17 protein-coding genes are annotated in these 13275 nt (G+C 74.2%); 14 read left to right on the plus strand and 3 right to left on the minus strand.

The genetic code is table 11. The features are described from left to right. The first annotated feature begins 8 nt into the window (after positions 1-8). From ACIGW2_RS02650 to ACIGW2_RS02660, 3 genes are all read left to right on the plus strand, one after another. Positions 9-1226, plus strand: coding sequence for an alpha/beta fold hydrolase (locus tag ACIGW2_RS02650; RefSeq protein ID WP_399840658.1), 1218 nt, complete (start codon positions 9-11; stop codon positions 1224-1226). Positions 1227-1236: 10 nt separating this feature from the next. Continuing rightward, entirely contained in the window at positions 1237-1755 is a 519-nt protein-coding gene (gene tsaE, locus ACIGW2_RS02655; protein WP_391653171.1) for a tRNA (adenosine(37)-N6)-threonylcarbamoyltransferase complex ATPase subunit type 1 TsaE, read from the plus strand. Between the two features lie 124 nt (positions 1756-1879). After that, a complete protein-coding gene (locus tag ACIGW2_RS02660) occupies positions 1880-2065 on the plus strand; it encodes a hypothetical protein (protein WP_361575287.1) in 186 nt (61 codons plus the stop codon). Positions 2066-2181: 116 nt separating this feature from the next. On the opposite strand, the gene ACIGW2_RS02665 is transcribed toward ACIGW2_RS02660, so the two are convergent. Further along, positions 2182-2748, minus strand: coding sequence for a L,D-transpeptidase (locus tag ACIGW2_RS02665; protein WP_391653170.1), 567 nt, complete (start codon positions 2746-2748; stop codon positions 2182-2184). 118 nt (positions 2749-2866) lie between these two features. Between ACIGW2_RS02665 and tsaB the strand changes: the two genes are divergently transcribed. From tsaB to ACIGW2_RS02700, 7 genes are all read left to right on the plus strand, one after another. Further along, positions 2867-3535 (plus strand): tRNA (adenosine(37)-N6)-threonylcarbamoyltransferase complex dimerization subunit type 1 TsaB, encoded by a 669-nt coding sequence (gene tsaB / locus ACIGW2_RS02670; protein ID WP_399840660.1) that lies wholly within the window; start codon positions 2867-2869, stop codon positions 3533-3535. 29 nt (positions 3536-3564) lie between these two features. After that, on the plus strand, positions 3565-4035 hold the full coding sequence (gene rimI / locus ACIGW2_RS02675; protein ID WP_356063920.1) for a ribosomal protein S18-alanine N-acetyltransferase: 471 nt from the start codon (positions 3565-3567) through the stop codon (positions 4033-4035). After that, positions 4025-5146: a tRNA (adenosine(37)-N6)-threonylcarbamoyltransferase complex transferase subunit TsaD gene (gene tsaD, locus ACIGW2_RS02680; protein ID WP_391653168.1), complete on the plus strand. Its 1122-nt coding sequence runs from the start codon at positions 4025-4027 to the stop codon at positions 5144-5146. Before rimI ends, tsaD begins: the two co-directional genes overlap by 11 nt. Positions 5147-5169: 23 nt before the next feature. Continuing rightward, complete coding sequence (locus ACIGW2_RS02685) at positions 5170-5412, plus strand: hypothetical protein (protein ID WP_391653368.1); 243 nt, start codon at positions 5170-5172, stop codon at positions 5410-5412. Positions 5413-5458: 46 nt separating this feature from the next. Further along, the gene (locus tag ACIGW2_RS02690) at positions 5459-6349 is read left to right on the plus strand and encodes a polysaccharide deacetylase family protein (RefSeq protein ID WP_399840662.1); all 891 of its coding nucleotides are present in this window, start codon (positions 5459-5461) and stop codon (positions 6347-6349) included. 114 nt (positions 6350-6463) lie between these two features. Continuing rightward, on the plus strand, positions 6464-6829 hold the full coding sequence (locus tag ACIGW2_RS02695) for a YciI family protein (protein ID WP_356063854.1): 366 nt from the start codon (positions 6464-6466) through the stop codon (positions 6827-6829). Between the two features lie 76 nt (positions 6830-6905). After that, the gene (locus ACIGW2_RS02700; protein ID WP_391653367.1) at positions 6906-8108 is read left to right on the plus strand and encodes an RNA polymerase sigma factor; all 1203 of its coding nucleotides are present in this window, start codon (positions 6906-6908) and stop codon (positions 8106-8108) included. Here the strand turns inward: ACIGW2_RS02700 and ACIGW2_RS02705 are convergent. Next, positions 8102-9556 (minus strand): hypothetical protein, encoded by a 1455-nt coding sequence (locus ACIGW2_RS02705; protein ID WP_399840664.1) that lies wholly within the window; start codon positions 9554-9556, stop codon positions 8102-8104. The genes ACIGW2_RS02700 and ACIGW2_RS02705 overlap by 7 nt on opposite strands. Before the next feature lie 63 nt (positions 9557-9619). Here ACIGW2_RS02705 and ACIGW2_RS02710 point away from each other — a divergent pair, with 63 nt between their 5' ends. Beyond that, a complete protein-coding gene (locus ACIGW2_RS02710; protein ID WP_391653165.1) occupies positions 9620-10315 on the plus strand; it encodes a hypothetical protein in 696 nt (231 codons plus the stop codon). Here ACIGW2_RS02710 and ACIGW2_RS02715 read toward each other — a convergent pair. Beyond that, a complete protein-coding gene (locus ACIGW2_RS02715) occupies positions 10260-11474 on the minus strand; it encodes a methyltransferase domain-containing protein (protein ID WP_399840666.1) in 1215 nt (404 codons plus the stop codon). The genes ACIGW2_RS02710 and ACIGW2_RS02715 overlap by 56 nt on opposite strands. A gap of 104 nt (positions 11475-11578) precedes the next feature. Between ACIGW2_RS02715 and ACIGW2_RS02720 the strand changes: the two genes are divergently transcribed. The 3 genes from ACIGW2_RS02720 (at position 11579) to groES (ending at position 13224) form a co-directional block, all read left to right on the plus strand. Next, positions 11579-12505 carry a polysaccharide deacetylase family protein gene (locus tag ACIGW2_RS02720; protein ID WP_391653163.1) on the plus strand — a complete coding sequence of 309 codons (927 nt, stop codon included), beginning with the start codon at positions 11579-11581 and terminating at the stop codon, positions 12503-12505. After that, on the plus strand, positions 12502-12741 hold the full coding sequence (locus ACIGW2_RS02725; protein WP_391653162.1) for a hypothetical protein: 240 nt from the start codon (positions 12502-12504) through the stop codon (positions 12739-12741). The genes ACIGW2_RS02720 and ACIGW2_RS02725 overlap by 4 nt, the downstream gene beginning before the upstream one ends. A 174-nt stretch (positions 12742-12915) precedes the next feature. After that, positions 12916-13224, plus strand: a complete 309-nt coding sequence (gene groES / locus ACIGW2_RS02730; protein ID WP_004955293.1) for a co-chaperone GroES — start codon at positions 12916-12918, stop codon at positions 13222-13224. Positions 13225-13275: the final 51 nt, after the last annotated feature.

Raw genomic sequence — 13275 nt, forward strand, 5'->3', positions numbered from 1 at the left:
GCGCGCGCGTGGGCGACGACACCTGGCGGAGGGCCGGCTGGGCCGGGGCCGCGATAGGCGTGCTCGCCGCCGGCGCGGCGGCCGGGGTGGCGATCGAGCGGCTCACCGTGGGGCGTTCGGTACGGCAGAAGGCGCGGCTCGCGCTGGACGCCGAGGGCCCGTACGGCGCCCTGCGCGGCACCCCCGGCAAGGCCGCCGCCGACGACGGCACCGCGCTCTACTACGAGGTCGACGAGGCCGAACCGGACCCCTCCGCGCCCCGCCGGCGCCGGCTCTTCGGGCGCCGGGCCCCGGCCCCGGTCACCGTCGTCTTCAGCCACGGCTACTGCCTCAACCAGGACTCCTGGCACTTCCAGCGGGCCGCCCTGCGCGGCCTGGTCCGCACCGTCCACTGGGACCAGCGCAGCCACGGGCGCTCCGGGGCCGGTCTCGCCCAGCAGGGCCCGGACCGCGTGCCGGTCTCCATGGCGCAGCTGGGCCGTGACCTGAAGGCGGTGATCGACGCCGCCGCGCCGGAGGGCCCGCTGGTGCTCATCGGGCACTCGATGGGCGGCATGACGATCATGGAGCTCGCCGCGCAGTACCCGGAGCTGGTGCGCGACCGGGTGGTCGGCGTCGGCTTCGTCGGCACCTCGTCGGGGCGCCTCGACGAGGTCAGCTACGGCCTGCCGGTCGCCGGGGTCAACGCGGTGCGCCGGGTGCTGCCGGGCGTGCTGCGGGCGCTCGGCTCGCAGGCCGAGCTGGTGGAACGGGGCCGCCGGGCCACGGCCGACCTGTTCGCCGGGCTGATCAAGAAGTACTCGTTCTCCTCGAAGGACGTGGACCCGTCGGTGGCCCGGTTCGCCGAGCGGATGATCGAGTCGACCCCGATCGACGTCGTCGCCGCCTTCTACCCGGCCTTCGCCGAGCACGACGGGACGGCGGCGCTGGCCGCCTTCCGCGGGATTCCGGTGCTCGCCCTGGCGGGCGACCACGACCTCGTCACCCCCAGCGCGCACACCGAGGTCATCGCCGACCTGCTGCCGGACGCCGAGCTGGTGATCGTGCCCGACGCCGGGCACCTGGTGATGCTGGAGCACCCCGAGGCGGTCACCGACCGGATCGCCGACCTGCTGGCGCGGGCCGGAGCCGTCCCCGTACCGGGACACCCCTCCCCGGCCGCGTCTCCCGGCCCGACCACGTCTCCCTCCCCGACCACGTCCCGGGACGGCGACGGGGCTCGATAAGTTGGCGGGTATGGATACCCCGCACAACCAGGCCGCCCACCAGGGCCCGCTCAACCGGGCCGTCGTCGAGGTCGACTCGCCCGAGCGCATGCAGGAGCTCGGCCGCCGCCTCGCCAAGCTGCTGCGCCCCGGCGACCTCGTCATGCTCACCGGCGAGCTGGGCGCCGGCAAGACCACCCTGACCCGCGGGCTCGGCGAGGGCCTGGGGGTGCGCGGGGCGGTCACCTCGCCGACCTTCGTGATCGCCCGGGTCCACCCCTCGCTCGTGGACGGCCCGCCGCTGGTGCACGTCGACGCGTACCGGCTGGGCGGAGGGCTGGAGGAGATGGAGGACCTGGACCTCGACGTCTCGCTGCCCGACTCGGTCGTGGTGGTCGAGTGGGGCGACGGCAAGGTCGAGGAGCTGACGGACGACCGGCTGCACGTGCTGATCCACCGGGTGGTCGGCGACACCGACGACGACCGGCGGACCGTCGTCCTGCACGGGATCGGCACCCGTTGGGCCGACGAGGACCTGGCCCTGGCCTGAACGTACGCGTCCGAACGTACGTAGGTTCCGACAACGTGTCGGGAAAATGTTGCGCCGGTGCGCGCGGGCGTGGTCACATGGATGCACGAACTGGTTAGGTGTACCTAACCTACGGGAGGCAGGCATGGCGAGGCCCGAGCGCGAGGACCGCACCGCGGACACCGTCCCGGAGTCCGTCCCGATGAGAGAGCTGCTGGCGTCCTGCGCCGCGGCCAGCGCCGTCTCGACCCCGCCGCGCCGCCCCGCAGCACCGGAGCACGAGGAGCCCGCGCCGTCGGCGCCGCCCGTCGTCGACGACCGGGCCGCCTGAACCGGTACGGACAGACCGACCCCGAGCCGTACGGACAGGCAGGCCCTGAACCGTACGGGCCGACAGGCCCCGAGCCGTACGACAGACCGACCCCGAGCCGTACGGACGGGCAGGCGCTAGGAGACGACCACGACCTTCGCGCCGATCGACGCGAAGGTCCACATCGCGTCGCCGTCCGCGCGCTTCATGCGGATGCCGCCGGTCTTCTTCGACGGGTCGGGGCTCGGCGTCGAGCCGTCCACCGCCGCGCTGAAGCCGATCGACACGTCCTGCACCGTCGCGAACCGCACCACGTGCTCGATCTGCACCCCGTCCGAGCCGCGCACCGCGCCGGACCGGGAGGTCACCGCGTAGGTCCCGGGCGGCGGCGAGACCGTGCTCGGCATCACGGAGAAGGTCTGCGTCACCTGGTTCCGCGCGTCCACCAGCCACACCCGGTGGGCCTTCAGCCCGTACACCACGCGCTCGCCCGTGCCCGAGCCGGCCGGCAGCGCCAGCGGGTCCCGGGCCGGCCTCGGCTTGCCGCTCGCCGTGGCGGACGGCGCCGTGCTCGGCGTGCGGGGCTTCGCCGCGAGCTCGGCGGGCGACGGCGCGGAGGCCGAGGCCTGATAGGCGAGGAAGCCGACCACGGCGAGGGCCGCCGCCGTGAGCCCGGCCACGAATCCCGAGCTGCTCCGTGCCACCGTGCGCCCACCTTCTGTCGTACGTACGTATCGGTGTCTGATCGCCCCGACCGTAGCACCGCCCTCCCCCGACGGGCGGGGCACCATGTCCGGCGCTCCGGCGCCGTAGGCTGTTCGCGTGCTCTTGCTCGCCATGGATACCGCCACACCCGCCGTCACCGTCGCCCTGCACGACGGCGAGACCGTCGTCGCCCAGTCCTCGCAGGTGGACGCCCGCCGGCACGGGGAGCTGCTGCTGCCCGCCGTCGACCGGGTCCTGCACGAGGCCGGGCTGAAGCTCGACGCGGTGACCGGACTCGTGGTCGGCGTCGGCCCCGGCCCGTACACGGGACTGCGCGTCGGCCTGGTCACCGCCGCCGCCTTCGCCTCCGCGCTCGGCGTGCCGGTGCACGGACTGTGCACCCTCGACGGGCTCGCGTACGCCGCCGGGACCGAGGGCCTCGAAGGGCCCTTCGCCGTCGCCACGGACGCGCGGCGCAAGGAGGTCTACTGGGCGCGGTACGCGGACGCCCGCACGCGCGTGACGGAGCCGTCCGTCGACCGCCCCGCCGACATCGCCGAGCAGCTCGCCGGGCTGCCCGTGGTCGGCGCCGGCGCCCGCCTCTACCCCGAGGCCTTCCCGGACGCCCGCGAGCCCGAGCACCAGTCGGCCGCCGCGCTCGCCGCCCTCGCGGCCGAGCGGCTCGCGGCGGGCGACGAGGACGGCTTCCTGGAGCCGCTGCCGATGTACCTGCGCCGGCCCGACGCCCAGGTGCCGAAGAACTACAAGGTGGTCACCCCCCAGTGAGCGCCCAGGCGAACACCGTGCTCCGCGAGATGCGCTGGTGGGACCTGGAGCCCGTGCTCGCGCTGGAGGCCGAACTCTTCCCCGAGGACGCCTGGTCGGCGGGGATGTTCTGGTCGGAGCTCGCCCACGCCCGCGGGCCGCGCGCGACCCGGCACTACGTGGTGGCCGAGGACGCCGCCGGCCGGCTCGTCGGCTACGCCGGGCTCGCCGCGGCGGGCGGCCTCGGCGACGTCCAGACCATCGCGGTCGCCCGCGACCAGTGGGGCACCGGGCTCGGCGCCCGGCTCCTCACCGACCTCCTCCAGGCCGCCACCGCCTTCGAGTGCGAGGAGGTCCTCCTCGAAGTGCGGGTGGACAACACCCGGGCCCAGAAGCTGTACGAGCGCTTCGGCTTCGAGCCCATCGGCTTCCGCCGCGGCTACTACCAGCCCGGCAACGTGGACGCGCTCGTGATGCGACACACCGTTCAAGGAACAGAGACTGATTCAGATGGCTGCTGACGAACCGCTCGTACTCGGCATCGAGACCTCCTGCGACGAGACCGGAGTCGGCATCGTCCACGGCACGACCCTCCTCGCCGACGCCGTCGCCTCCAGCGTGGACACCCACGCCCGCTTCGGCGGCGTCGTGCCCGAGATCGCCTCCCGCGCGCACCTGGAGGCCATGGTCCCGACGATCGAGCGCGCCCTGAAGCAGGCCGGGGTGTCGCCGAAGGACCTCGACGGCATCGCCGTCACCGCCGGCCCGGGCCTCGCGGGCGCCCTGCTGGTCGGCGTGTCGGCCGCCAAGGCGTACGCGTACGCGCTCGGCAAGCCGCTCTACGGCGTCAACCACCTCGCCTCGCACATCTGCGTCGACCAGCTGGAGCACGGCCGGCTGCCCGAGCCGACCATGGCGCTCCTGGTCTCCGGCGGCCACTCCTCGCTGCTGCTGTCCTCGGACATCACCTCCGACGTGCGGCCCATGGGCGCCACCATCGACGACGCCGCCGGCGAGGCCTTCGACAAGATCGCCCGCGTCCTCGACCTCGGCTTCCCCGGCGGCCCGGTGATCGACCGGCTCGCCAAGGAGGGCGACCCGGCCGCGATCGCCTTCCCGCGCGGTCTGACCGGCGCCAAGGACCCGGCGTACGACTTCTCCTTCTCCGGTCTGAAGACCGCCGTGGCCCGCTGGATCGAGGCCAAGCGGAACGCGGGCGAGGAGGTGCCCGTACGGGACGTCGCCGCGTCCTTCCAGGAGGCGGTCGTCGACGTGCTCACCCGCAAGGCCGTCCGGGCCTGCAAGGACGAGGGCGTCGACCACCTGATGATCGGCGGCGGCGTGGCCGCCAACTCGCGGCTGCGCGCCCTCGCCGAGGAGCGCTGCGAGCGGGCCGGCATCCGGCTGCGGGTGCCGCGCCCGGGCCTGTGCACCGACAACGGCGCCATGGTGGCGGCGCTCGGCGCCGAGATGGTCGCGCGCGGCCGGGCGGCCTCGGACCTGGAGCTGTCGGCGGACTCCTCGCTGCCGGTGACCGAGTCGCACGTGCCGGGCAACCACGCCCACGGTCACGGCCACGTGCACGACCACGACCACGTGCACGAGGTCAGCAAGGAGAACCTGTACTCGTGACGGCCGCGACGACGGTGACCCTGATGTGGGAGGCGCGGGCGGCCGAGGGCCGGGGCGAGGAACTCCTCGCCTGGGCCCGCGCCCAGGAGCTCGCGGCCGAGCCGCTGCGCCGTGAGACCTTCCGCGCCCCGCGGGACCGCGTCCTGGTCCTCACCTGGTGGGAGACGGCGGACGGGCTCGACGCCGCACTGCCCGAGCTGCCGGAGCCGGACGGGGAGCTGATCACCCGTCCGGTGCACCGTTGGCGCTTCGAGTCAGTCGGATAGTCGTATCTAAGGCAACCTTTCGCCGGTTTCGGGCATCCCACAGCGCGTGAAGAAGACGATCGCGCTGTGGGCGGCGCTGACCGCCATCGCCCTGTTCGCGGCGACCGGCTGCACCACCGCGGACGCCGACGCCCCCGACCCGGCGGCGAGCACGGCGACCCCCGCGGCCGGCGACAAGGCCCCCGGGACCGCGCCGAAGGACCCGAACGCCCCGAAGGACCCGAACGCCGGGGCCCCCGATGCGGCGGCCGCGGTGGCCGCCGCGTACCGCAAGTGGGGCCTGAAGCCGCTGCCCGCGCCACCCGCCCCGCCCGCGAAGAAGCCGACCACGCGGGCCGCCGGCGGGCCCGTCCCCGTCATCAGCGACATCGAGACCGACCAGAAGGTCGTCTTCCTCACCATCGACGACGGGGCCGAGAAGGACCCGCGGTTCGTCGAGATGATGAAGGACCTCAAGGTGCCGGTGACGATGTTCCTCACCGACGCCGCCATCCGCGCGGACTACGGCTACTTCGAACCGCTGCTCTCCCAGGGCCACGGCCTCGCCAACCACACCCTCACCCACCCCAACCTGCGCACCCTCTCCGCGGACGCCCAGCGCCGGGAGATCTGCGGCCAGCAGGAGAGGCTGGCGAAGCGGTACGGCATCCGGCCCCGGCTCTTCCGCCCGCCGTACGGCAACTGGAACGAGGCCACCCGCGCCGCCGCCGGGCAGTGCGGCATCGACGCGATCGTGCTGTGGCGCGAGTCGATGCAGATCCAGAACATGCAGTACCAGCGCGGCGACAAGAAGCTGCATCCCGGCGACATCATCCTGGCCCACTTCCGCGGCCCGTCCGAGCTCAAGGGCCGCACGATGACCGAGATGACGGCCAACCTGCTGCGCCACATCGAGGAGCAGGGCTTCACGGTCGCGCGCCTGGAGGACTACGTCTAGGAGAAGTCCCCGGCGGAAAAAATCCCGCGCGGGGTGTCGATGCGGCCGGTTCCCGTTCGACGTATGAGTGGAAGGCGGGGAACGGCCCCGCCCCAGCGCACCCGAGGAGTCACCATGCCCCGCTACCTCTCCCTCGTCCGCATCGAGGAGAACACCATCGACATGGCGTCGGCGGACCCCGGCTTCGAGGAGCGCATGGGGGCGCTCTTCGAGGAGATCACCAAGGCGGGCGCCATGGTCGACACCGCCGGCCTGAAGCCCACCGCCGAGGCCACCCGGATCACCTGGGAGGACGGCAAGCTCTCCTACACCGACGGCCCCTTCACCGAGACCAAGGAGGTCGTCGGCGGCTACGCGATGCTCCAGTGCAAGGACATGGCCGAGGCCGTCGAGTGGGGGAAGCGCTTCCTGGAGGTCCACCCGCCGCACTGGAAGGTCGGCCTGGAGGTCCGCGAGGTCGAGGAGATGCCGGAGGGCTGAGCCGCCGCGCCGGGAGGCCGGTTGTGCTCTCATGTGACCCGTGACGGTGGAGAGCACGCTGGAGACGGTCTTCCGGATGGAGTCGGCGCGGATCATCGCCACGGTGACGCGGATCGTCCGGGACGTCGGCATCGCCGAGGAGCTCGCGCAGGACGCCCTGGTCGCGGCCCTGGAACAGTGGCCGCGGGAGGGCGTCCCGGACCGGCCGGGCGCCTGGCTCACGGCCGCCGCCCGGCACCGCGCCGTCGACCTCGTCCGGCGGCGCGAGACCTACGCCCGGAAGCTGGCCGAGGTCGGCCGGACGCTCACGGAGGAGTCGTACGACCCCGAGCCGTCCGGGCCCGGCGACATCGACGACGACGTGCTGCGGCTGGTCTTCACCACCTGCCACCCGGTGCTCTCCGCGGAGGCCCGGGCCGCGCTCACCCTGCGGCTCGTCGGCGGACTGCGCACCGACGAGATCGCCCGGGCCTTCCTCGTGCCCGAGCCGACCGTGGCGGCGCGGATCACCCGCGCCAAGCGGGCCCTGGCGAAGGCGGGCGTCGAGTTCGAGGTGCCGTACGGGGCGGACCGGGCGGCCCGCCTCGGCTCGGTCCTGGAGGTCATCTACCTGATCTTCAACGAGGGGTACGCGGCCACCGCGGGCGACGACCTGGTGCGGCCGGCGCTGTGCGAGGACGCGCTGCGGCTCGCCCGCGGCCTCGCCGTGCTGATGCCGGCGGAGAGCGAGGTGCACGGCCTGGCCGCGCTCCTGGAGATCCAGGCGTCCCGCACCGCCGCCCGCACCGGTCCGGACGGGGCGCCGGTGCTGCTCGCCGACCAGAACCGCCGGCGCTGGAACCGGCTGCTGATCCGGCGCGGCTACGCGGCCCTGGAGCGCGCCGTCGCGACGGGCGGCGCCCACGGCCCGTACGCCCTGCAGGCCGCCATCGCCGCCTGCCACGCCCGGGCGGCGGCCTACGAGGACACCGACTGGGCCACCATCGCCGCACTGTACGAGAGGCTCGCCGCCGTCGCGCCCTCCCCGGTCGTCGAGCTCAACCGGGCCGTCGCGGTGTCCATGGCCGAGGGCCCCGAGGCGGGCCTCGCCCTCGTCGACGCCCTCGCCACCGCCCCCGGCCTGGACCGCTACCACCTGCTGCCCAGCGTCCGCGGCGACCTCCTGGCCCGCCTCGGCCGCACGGCGGAGGCCCGCGCCGAATTCGCCCGCGCGGCGGACCTCACCCGCAACGAGCGGGAGCGCGAACTGCTGCGGGCCCGGGCGCGGGAGGTTCAGTAGCGCAGGATCTGCCCGGCCACGGTGCCGACGAGGACCGTGCCGTCGGGGGCCGCGTGCAGGGAGAGCTTCCCGTACGGGGGCAGGGGGCGCCGCTCCAGGACGGTGCCGTCGGCCGCGTCGCAGCTGACGAGGGTGTCGTCCTCGCACAGGGCGTGCACGACGCCGTCGCGCGCGTCGAGGGCGGCGACCACGGCGTCCAGCGGCCGGCGCCAGACCACCTCCCCGGCCGGGAAGGTCCGCCGGACGAGCCCGCCGCCGGTGTGCACGAGGCCGGGACCGGCGGCGTCGGAGACGTACACCGCCCGGTACAGCGCCTCGTCGGCCGTGAAGAGCCGCCGCTCGGCGCCGGAGCGGGGGTCGAGCGCGACGACGTCCCGGTGCCGCCGCCGGGTGAACAGCAGCTCGGGGCAGTGGCGGGCGTCGAGCGGGACGAGTTCGCCGAGGGCGGGTGCGTGCGCCGTGGCGAGCGGGGTGCCGTCGGGGGCGAAGATCCGGGTGCCGGGGGCGGGGGGCTCCTTGTCGTACGTGCGGTCGGCGCTGTCCCCGGCCGCCCACACCCCGTCCGCGCGCACCGACAGGGCGGCCGGGAAGGGCACCGAGCAGGTCTCCAGGACGGTGCCGTCGGCGAGGTCGACGAGCGGGAAATCGGTCCGGTCGCCGCGCCCGGGGCCGGGGACGGCGACCCGTGCGGTGCGTTCGCCGGCGGCGACCACGATCCGGGTGCCGGGCGACGGGGAGGGCGCGGGCACGCTCCACAGCAGCTCCCCGTCCGGGCTCCAGCACTCCAGCGCGGTGTCACGGCGGGTGGCGAGCACCCGCCCGTCCCGCAGCCCGGCCACGTCCCGCACCCCGCCCCGGCCGTCGTAGCGGCGGCCGACCCGCTCGGCGAGCGCCCGCAGGACGACCGGCGCGGGCTCGCGGTCGGGGTGGGGGAGCGGGGCGTCCGGGTCGAGCAGCGGCACGTCGACGGAGGGCAGGGCGAGCGCGTCGGGGGCGAGGCCGAGCCAGTCCTCGCGGACCAGGTCGACCGAGGCGCGCTCGATGGTGGAGCCGTCGTACATGGCGCAGAGGGTGAGTTCGAGGGTCCGGGGGTCCGTCCAGCGGAGCAGCTCGACTCCCCAGTCGGGGCTGGGCACGTCGACGCGGCGCCCGCTTCCGGGTTCGAGCAGGACGAGGCTGCCCTCGCGCATGTAGCCGTCGCCGTTGTCGAAGCCGACGGCGAGCAGCGGCAGGGTGGGGTGGAAGGCCATGGTGTCGGTCTCCATGGCGACGGTCGCGACCTGCGCGCAGGAGAGGTCGGCGGTGCGGTAGACCACGACCCGGCTCAGCTCGTGGAGGACCGAACTGACCGCGAGCCAGCGCCCGTCGGCACTGACGACCGCGTCGGTGGCGTTCCCGAACACCTCGGGGAACGGGTCGTCGTGGAAGGGCTTCTTGGGCTCGGTCATGCTGCTCCAGGAGGTGGCCGGTCTCGACTCCGGTGAGAACCCTAGGCCGTTAGGGTCGTGGACATGTCTGGTCGTACCGCTCCGTCCTCGTTGCCGCCGCCTCCGCCGCCCGTCGAGCTGCGGAGTTGGCCCGACCGGGAGGCGATGCTGGCCGACCGTGCGCTGGCGTCGGGGGTCCTCGTGCGGCGGTTGCTCGGGGGTGGGCGGCTCGCGGGGTTCCTGGCCTGGACGGCGCTGCTGGAGCTCGGGTGGGGGATGGTCGGGGTGCTGCTCATCGCGTTGAGCGAGGAGGCGGGCGATCCCCTCACGGTGTTCGTGGACCTGCTGGTCGCCTGCCTCGGCGCCGGCGTGCTCGTCCCCGCGGTCTGGCTCACCGCGCGCGGGGTGCGCCGGGACCGGGTGGTGCGCGAGCGGCTCGTGGCGTGGGCGGTGCTCGACCGGCACGGGCCGACGGACGCGCGGCTGCGGGCGCCGGGGCTCAGCGTGTGCTGGATGCTGCTGTCCGCCGTGCTGTGCGGCCTCGGCCTGGTGATCAGCTTCGCCGTCCCGGCCGGCACGACACGGGAGGACGGCGGCTACGGCTTCGTCGCGTACGGGATGGGGGCCGGGCTGATCCTCTGGATCAACGGCCTGATCGGCCTGCGCAAGGCCGTCACCCACTACCGCCTCGCGGTCCGGCTCCGCACCCCCGTCGCCGCCGCCGTCACCGCCCCGCCGGCCGCCCGATCAGCATCGTCGGCGCCCCCGCGACCCGAGTGAGCAGCACCGTCGCCGAGTTGGGGCCCTTCGGCTTCACCCTGCGGCGGATCTCCTCGGGTTCGACGGCCGAGCCGCGCTTCTTCACGGTCAGCGTGCCGACCTCGCGCTCGCGCAGCAGGGCCTTCAACTTCTTGAGGTTGAAGGGGAGTTCGTCGGTGATCTCGTAGGCGGCGGCGTACGGGGTGGGGCGCAGCTCGTCCGCCGTGACGTAGGCGATGGTCTCGTCGATCAGTCCCCCGCCGAGCCGCTCGGCCACCTCGGCCACCAGGTGCGCGCGGATCACGGCGCCGTCCGGCTCGTACAGATAGCGCCCGACCGGCCGGACCGCCGGGTCGGGCAGCCGGCCTCCCCCATGGCCCTCGGCACGGGAGGTACCCCCGGTGAGGGTGGCGCCGCCGGGCAGCAGGGTGGCGCGGCGGGCGCCGGGCTCGGTGCCGAACCAGAGCACCGCCTCCTTCACGTCCCCGCCGTCCGAGATCCACTCCGCCTCGGCCTCCTCGGGCACCGCCTCGTGCGGGACGCCGGGCGCGATCTTCAGGGCCGCGTGCGGGGCCTTGCGGGCGGCCTCGACCGCCCAGGACAGCGGCGGCGAGTAGGCCTCGGGGTCGAAGATCCTGCCCCGGCCGCCGCGCCGCGCCGGGTCGACGAACACGGCGTCGTACGGGCTCGTGTCGATCTCCGTCACGTCCGCGCAGCGCACCTCGATCAGGTCCGCGAGGCCGAGCGCCGCCGCGTTGGCACGGGCGGCCTCGGCGGTGAGCGGGTCGCGGTCGACGGCCAGGACGGAGATCCCGGCGCGGGCCAGCGCGATCGCGTCGCCGCCGATGCCGGAGCACAGGTCGGCGATGGAGCGGACGCCGAGGGCCTTCAGACGGGCCGCACGGTAGGCCCCGACCGTCGCCCGGGTGGACTGCTCGACGCCGTTCGGCGTGAAGTACATCCGGTACGCGTCCTCGGCGCCGAACTTCGCGACCGCCCGCTGCCGCAGCCGGGCCTGCCCGAGCGCGGCCGAGATCAGCTCGGCGGGGTGGTCACGGCGCAGCCGCGAGGCGACCGCCAGCTCCTGGGCGGGGTCGTGGTCGCGCAGGGCGGCGAGCAGGTCCTGGCCCTCGGGCGAGAGCAGGGCGGCGAAGGCGGCGAGGTCGGTCACCCCTCCCATTCTGCTAGGCCGCACCGCGTGCAGTGGGCCGCCCGGGGGACGGTGCGGGTCCGTCGGTGGTGTCGGGGGCCCGGAGGGGCGCGGCGCTGACAGGATGCGGCGCCATGCAGCTAGTACGACAAACGGAACAGAAGCGTGGATTCCGCCCCGTTCGGGCGGTCGGGGCCGCCCTCCTCGTCGCCGCCCTGGGCTCCGCCTGCGCCGCGCCCGCCGCCGAGGAGAAGCCCGCACCGGCCAAGCCGGCCGCCGGCCAGCAGCCCCGCGTCGAGGGCGCGGCCGGCGCGCTCAACGCCTACGTCGAGAGGGTCCGCAAGGCCCGCGCCGCCCGGGTCGCCGCCGCGAAGAAGTGGGGGCTCGCCCAGCCCCCGCTGGAGGCGCCCGAGCCGCCCGAGGTGAAGCCGAGGATCACCACCCGCAAGGGCTTCGAGACCGACGGGACGGGGCTGCCGCCGGTCTTCACCACGGTGCCGACCAAGGAGAAGGTCGTCTTCCTGACCATCGACGACGGCGCCGAGAAGGACCCCGCGCTGCTGCGCATGATGAGCGAGCTGAAGATCCCGTACAGCGCCTTCCTCAGCGACTACCTGGTGAAGAGCGACTACGGCTACTTCAAGAAGATGCAGTCCGAGGGCGTCTCCCTGCACAACCACACCCTCACCCACCCCTATCTGCCCGGCCTCGACTACGCCGACCAGAAGCGGCAGATCTGCGGGATGCAGGACGTCATCGAGAAGCGCTTCGGCAAACGGCCCCCGCTGTTCCGGCCGCCGTACGGCAACTACAACGAGGACACCCTGCGCGCCGCCAAGTCCTGCGGGGTCAAGGCGGTCCCGCTGTGGGCCTCGGAGGCCTTCCCCGACCACATGGAGTGGCGCGAGTGGGACCGGGACCTGCACCCCGGCGACATCATCCTCACCCACTTCCGGGGCCGGGAGGACTGGAAGGGCTCCATGCCGGACATGATCCGCCGGGTGATGAAGACGGTCACGGCCAAGGGGTACGCGGTGGCGAAGCTCGAGGACTACGTATGAGCCGGGCGCGCCGGCCCGTCGCCGTCCTCGTCCTCGCCGGCGCGCTGCTCGCCGCGCTCCCGGCCTGCGCCCCCTCGGTCGACCCCTTCGAGCGGCTGGGCCGCAAGGCGGCGGAGCGGGTGGGCCCGGGCCGCCACCACGCGGTCCGTCCCGAGGCGCCGGCGCCTCGGGAGGCACCGCACGCGGCGCCGCGACCGGGGCCGCGGGAAGGGGCGCGTCACGCCACGGGGTCGTGAATTGGCACTCCGCTTGACCGAGTGCTAATCGCGGTCATAGTCTCGGCTCTGGCACTCCCCGCAGGAGAGTGCCAACACAGCGACGGGCAGGTCCGGCACCCGCGACGACGGATCCACCTGGTCGCCACCTCAGACAGTCAACCCCGTGAGATCACCGAAGGGGGAGGTCGGATCGTGACGACCGCCAGCTCCAAGGTTGCCATCAAGCCGCTTGAGGACCGCATCGTGGTCCAGCCGCTCGACGCCGAGCAGACCACGGCCTCTGGCCTGGTCATCCCGGACACCGCGAAGGAGAAGCCCCAGGAGGGCGCCGTCCTCGCCGTGGGCCCGGGCCGCTTCGAGAACGGCGAGCGCCTGCCGCTCGACGTGAAGGTCGGCGACGTCGTGCTCTACAGCAAGTACGGCGGCACCGAGGTGAAGTACAACGGCGACGAGTACCTCGTCCTCTCGGCTCGCGACGTGCTCGCGATCATCGAGAAGTAAGTCACCAAGGCACCTGAGCCAGATGCTTTGAGCTGCGCCCCTGACCCCCTG

The organism is Streptomyces sp. NPDC053541 (assembly GCF_044544705.1).
Classification (GTDB): domain Bacteria; phylum Actinomycetota; class Actinomycetes; order Streptomycetales; family Streptomycetaceae; genus Streptomyces.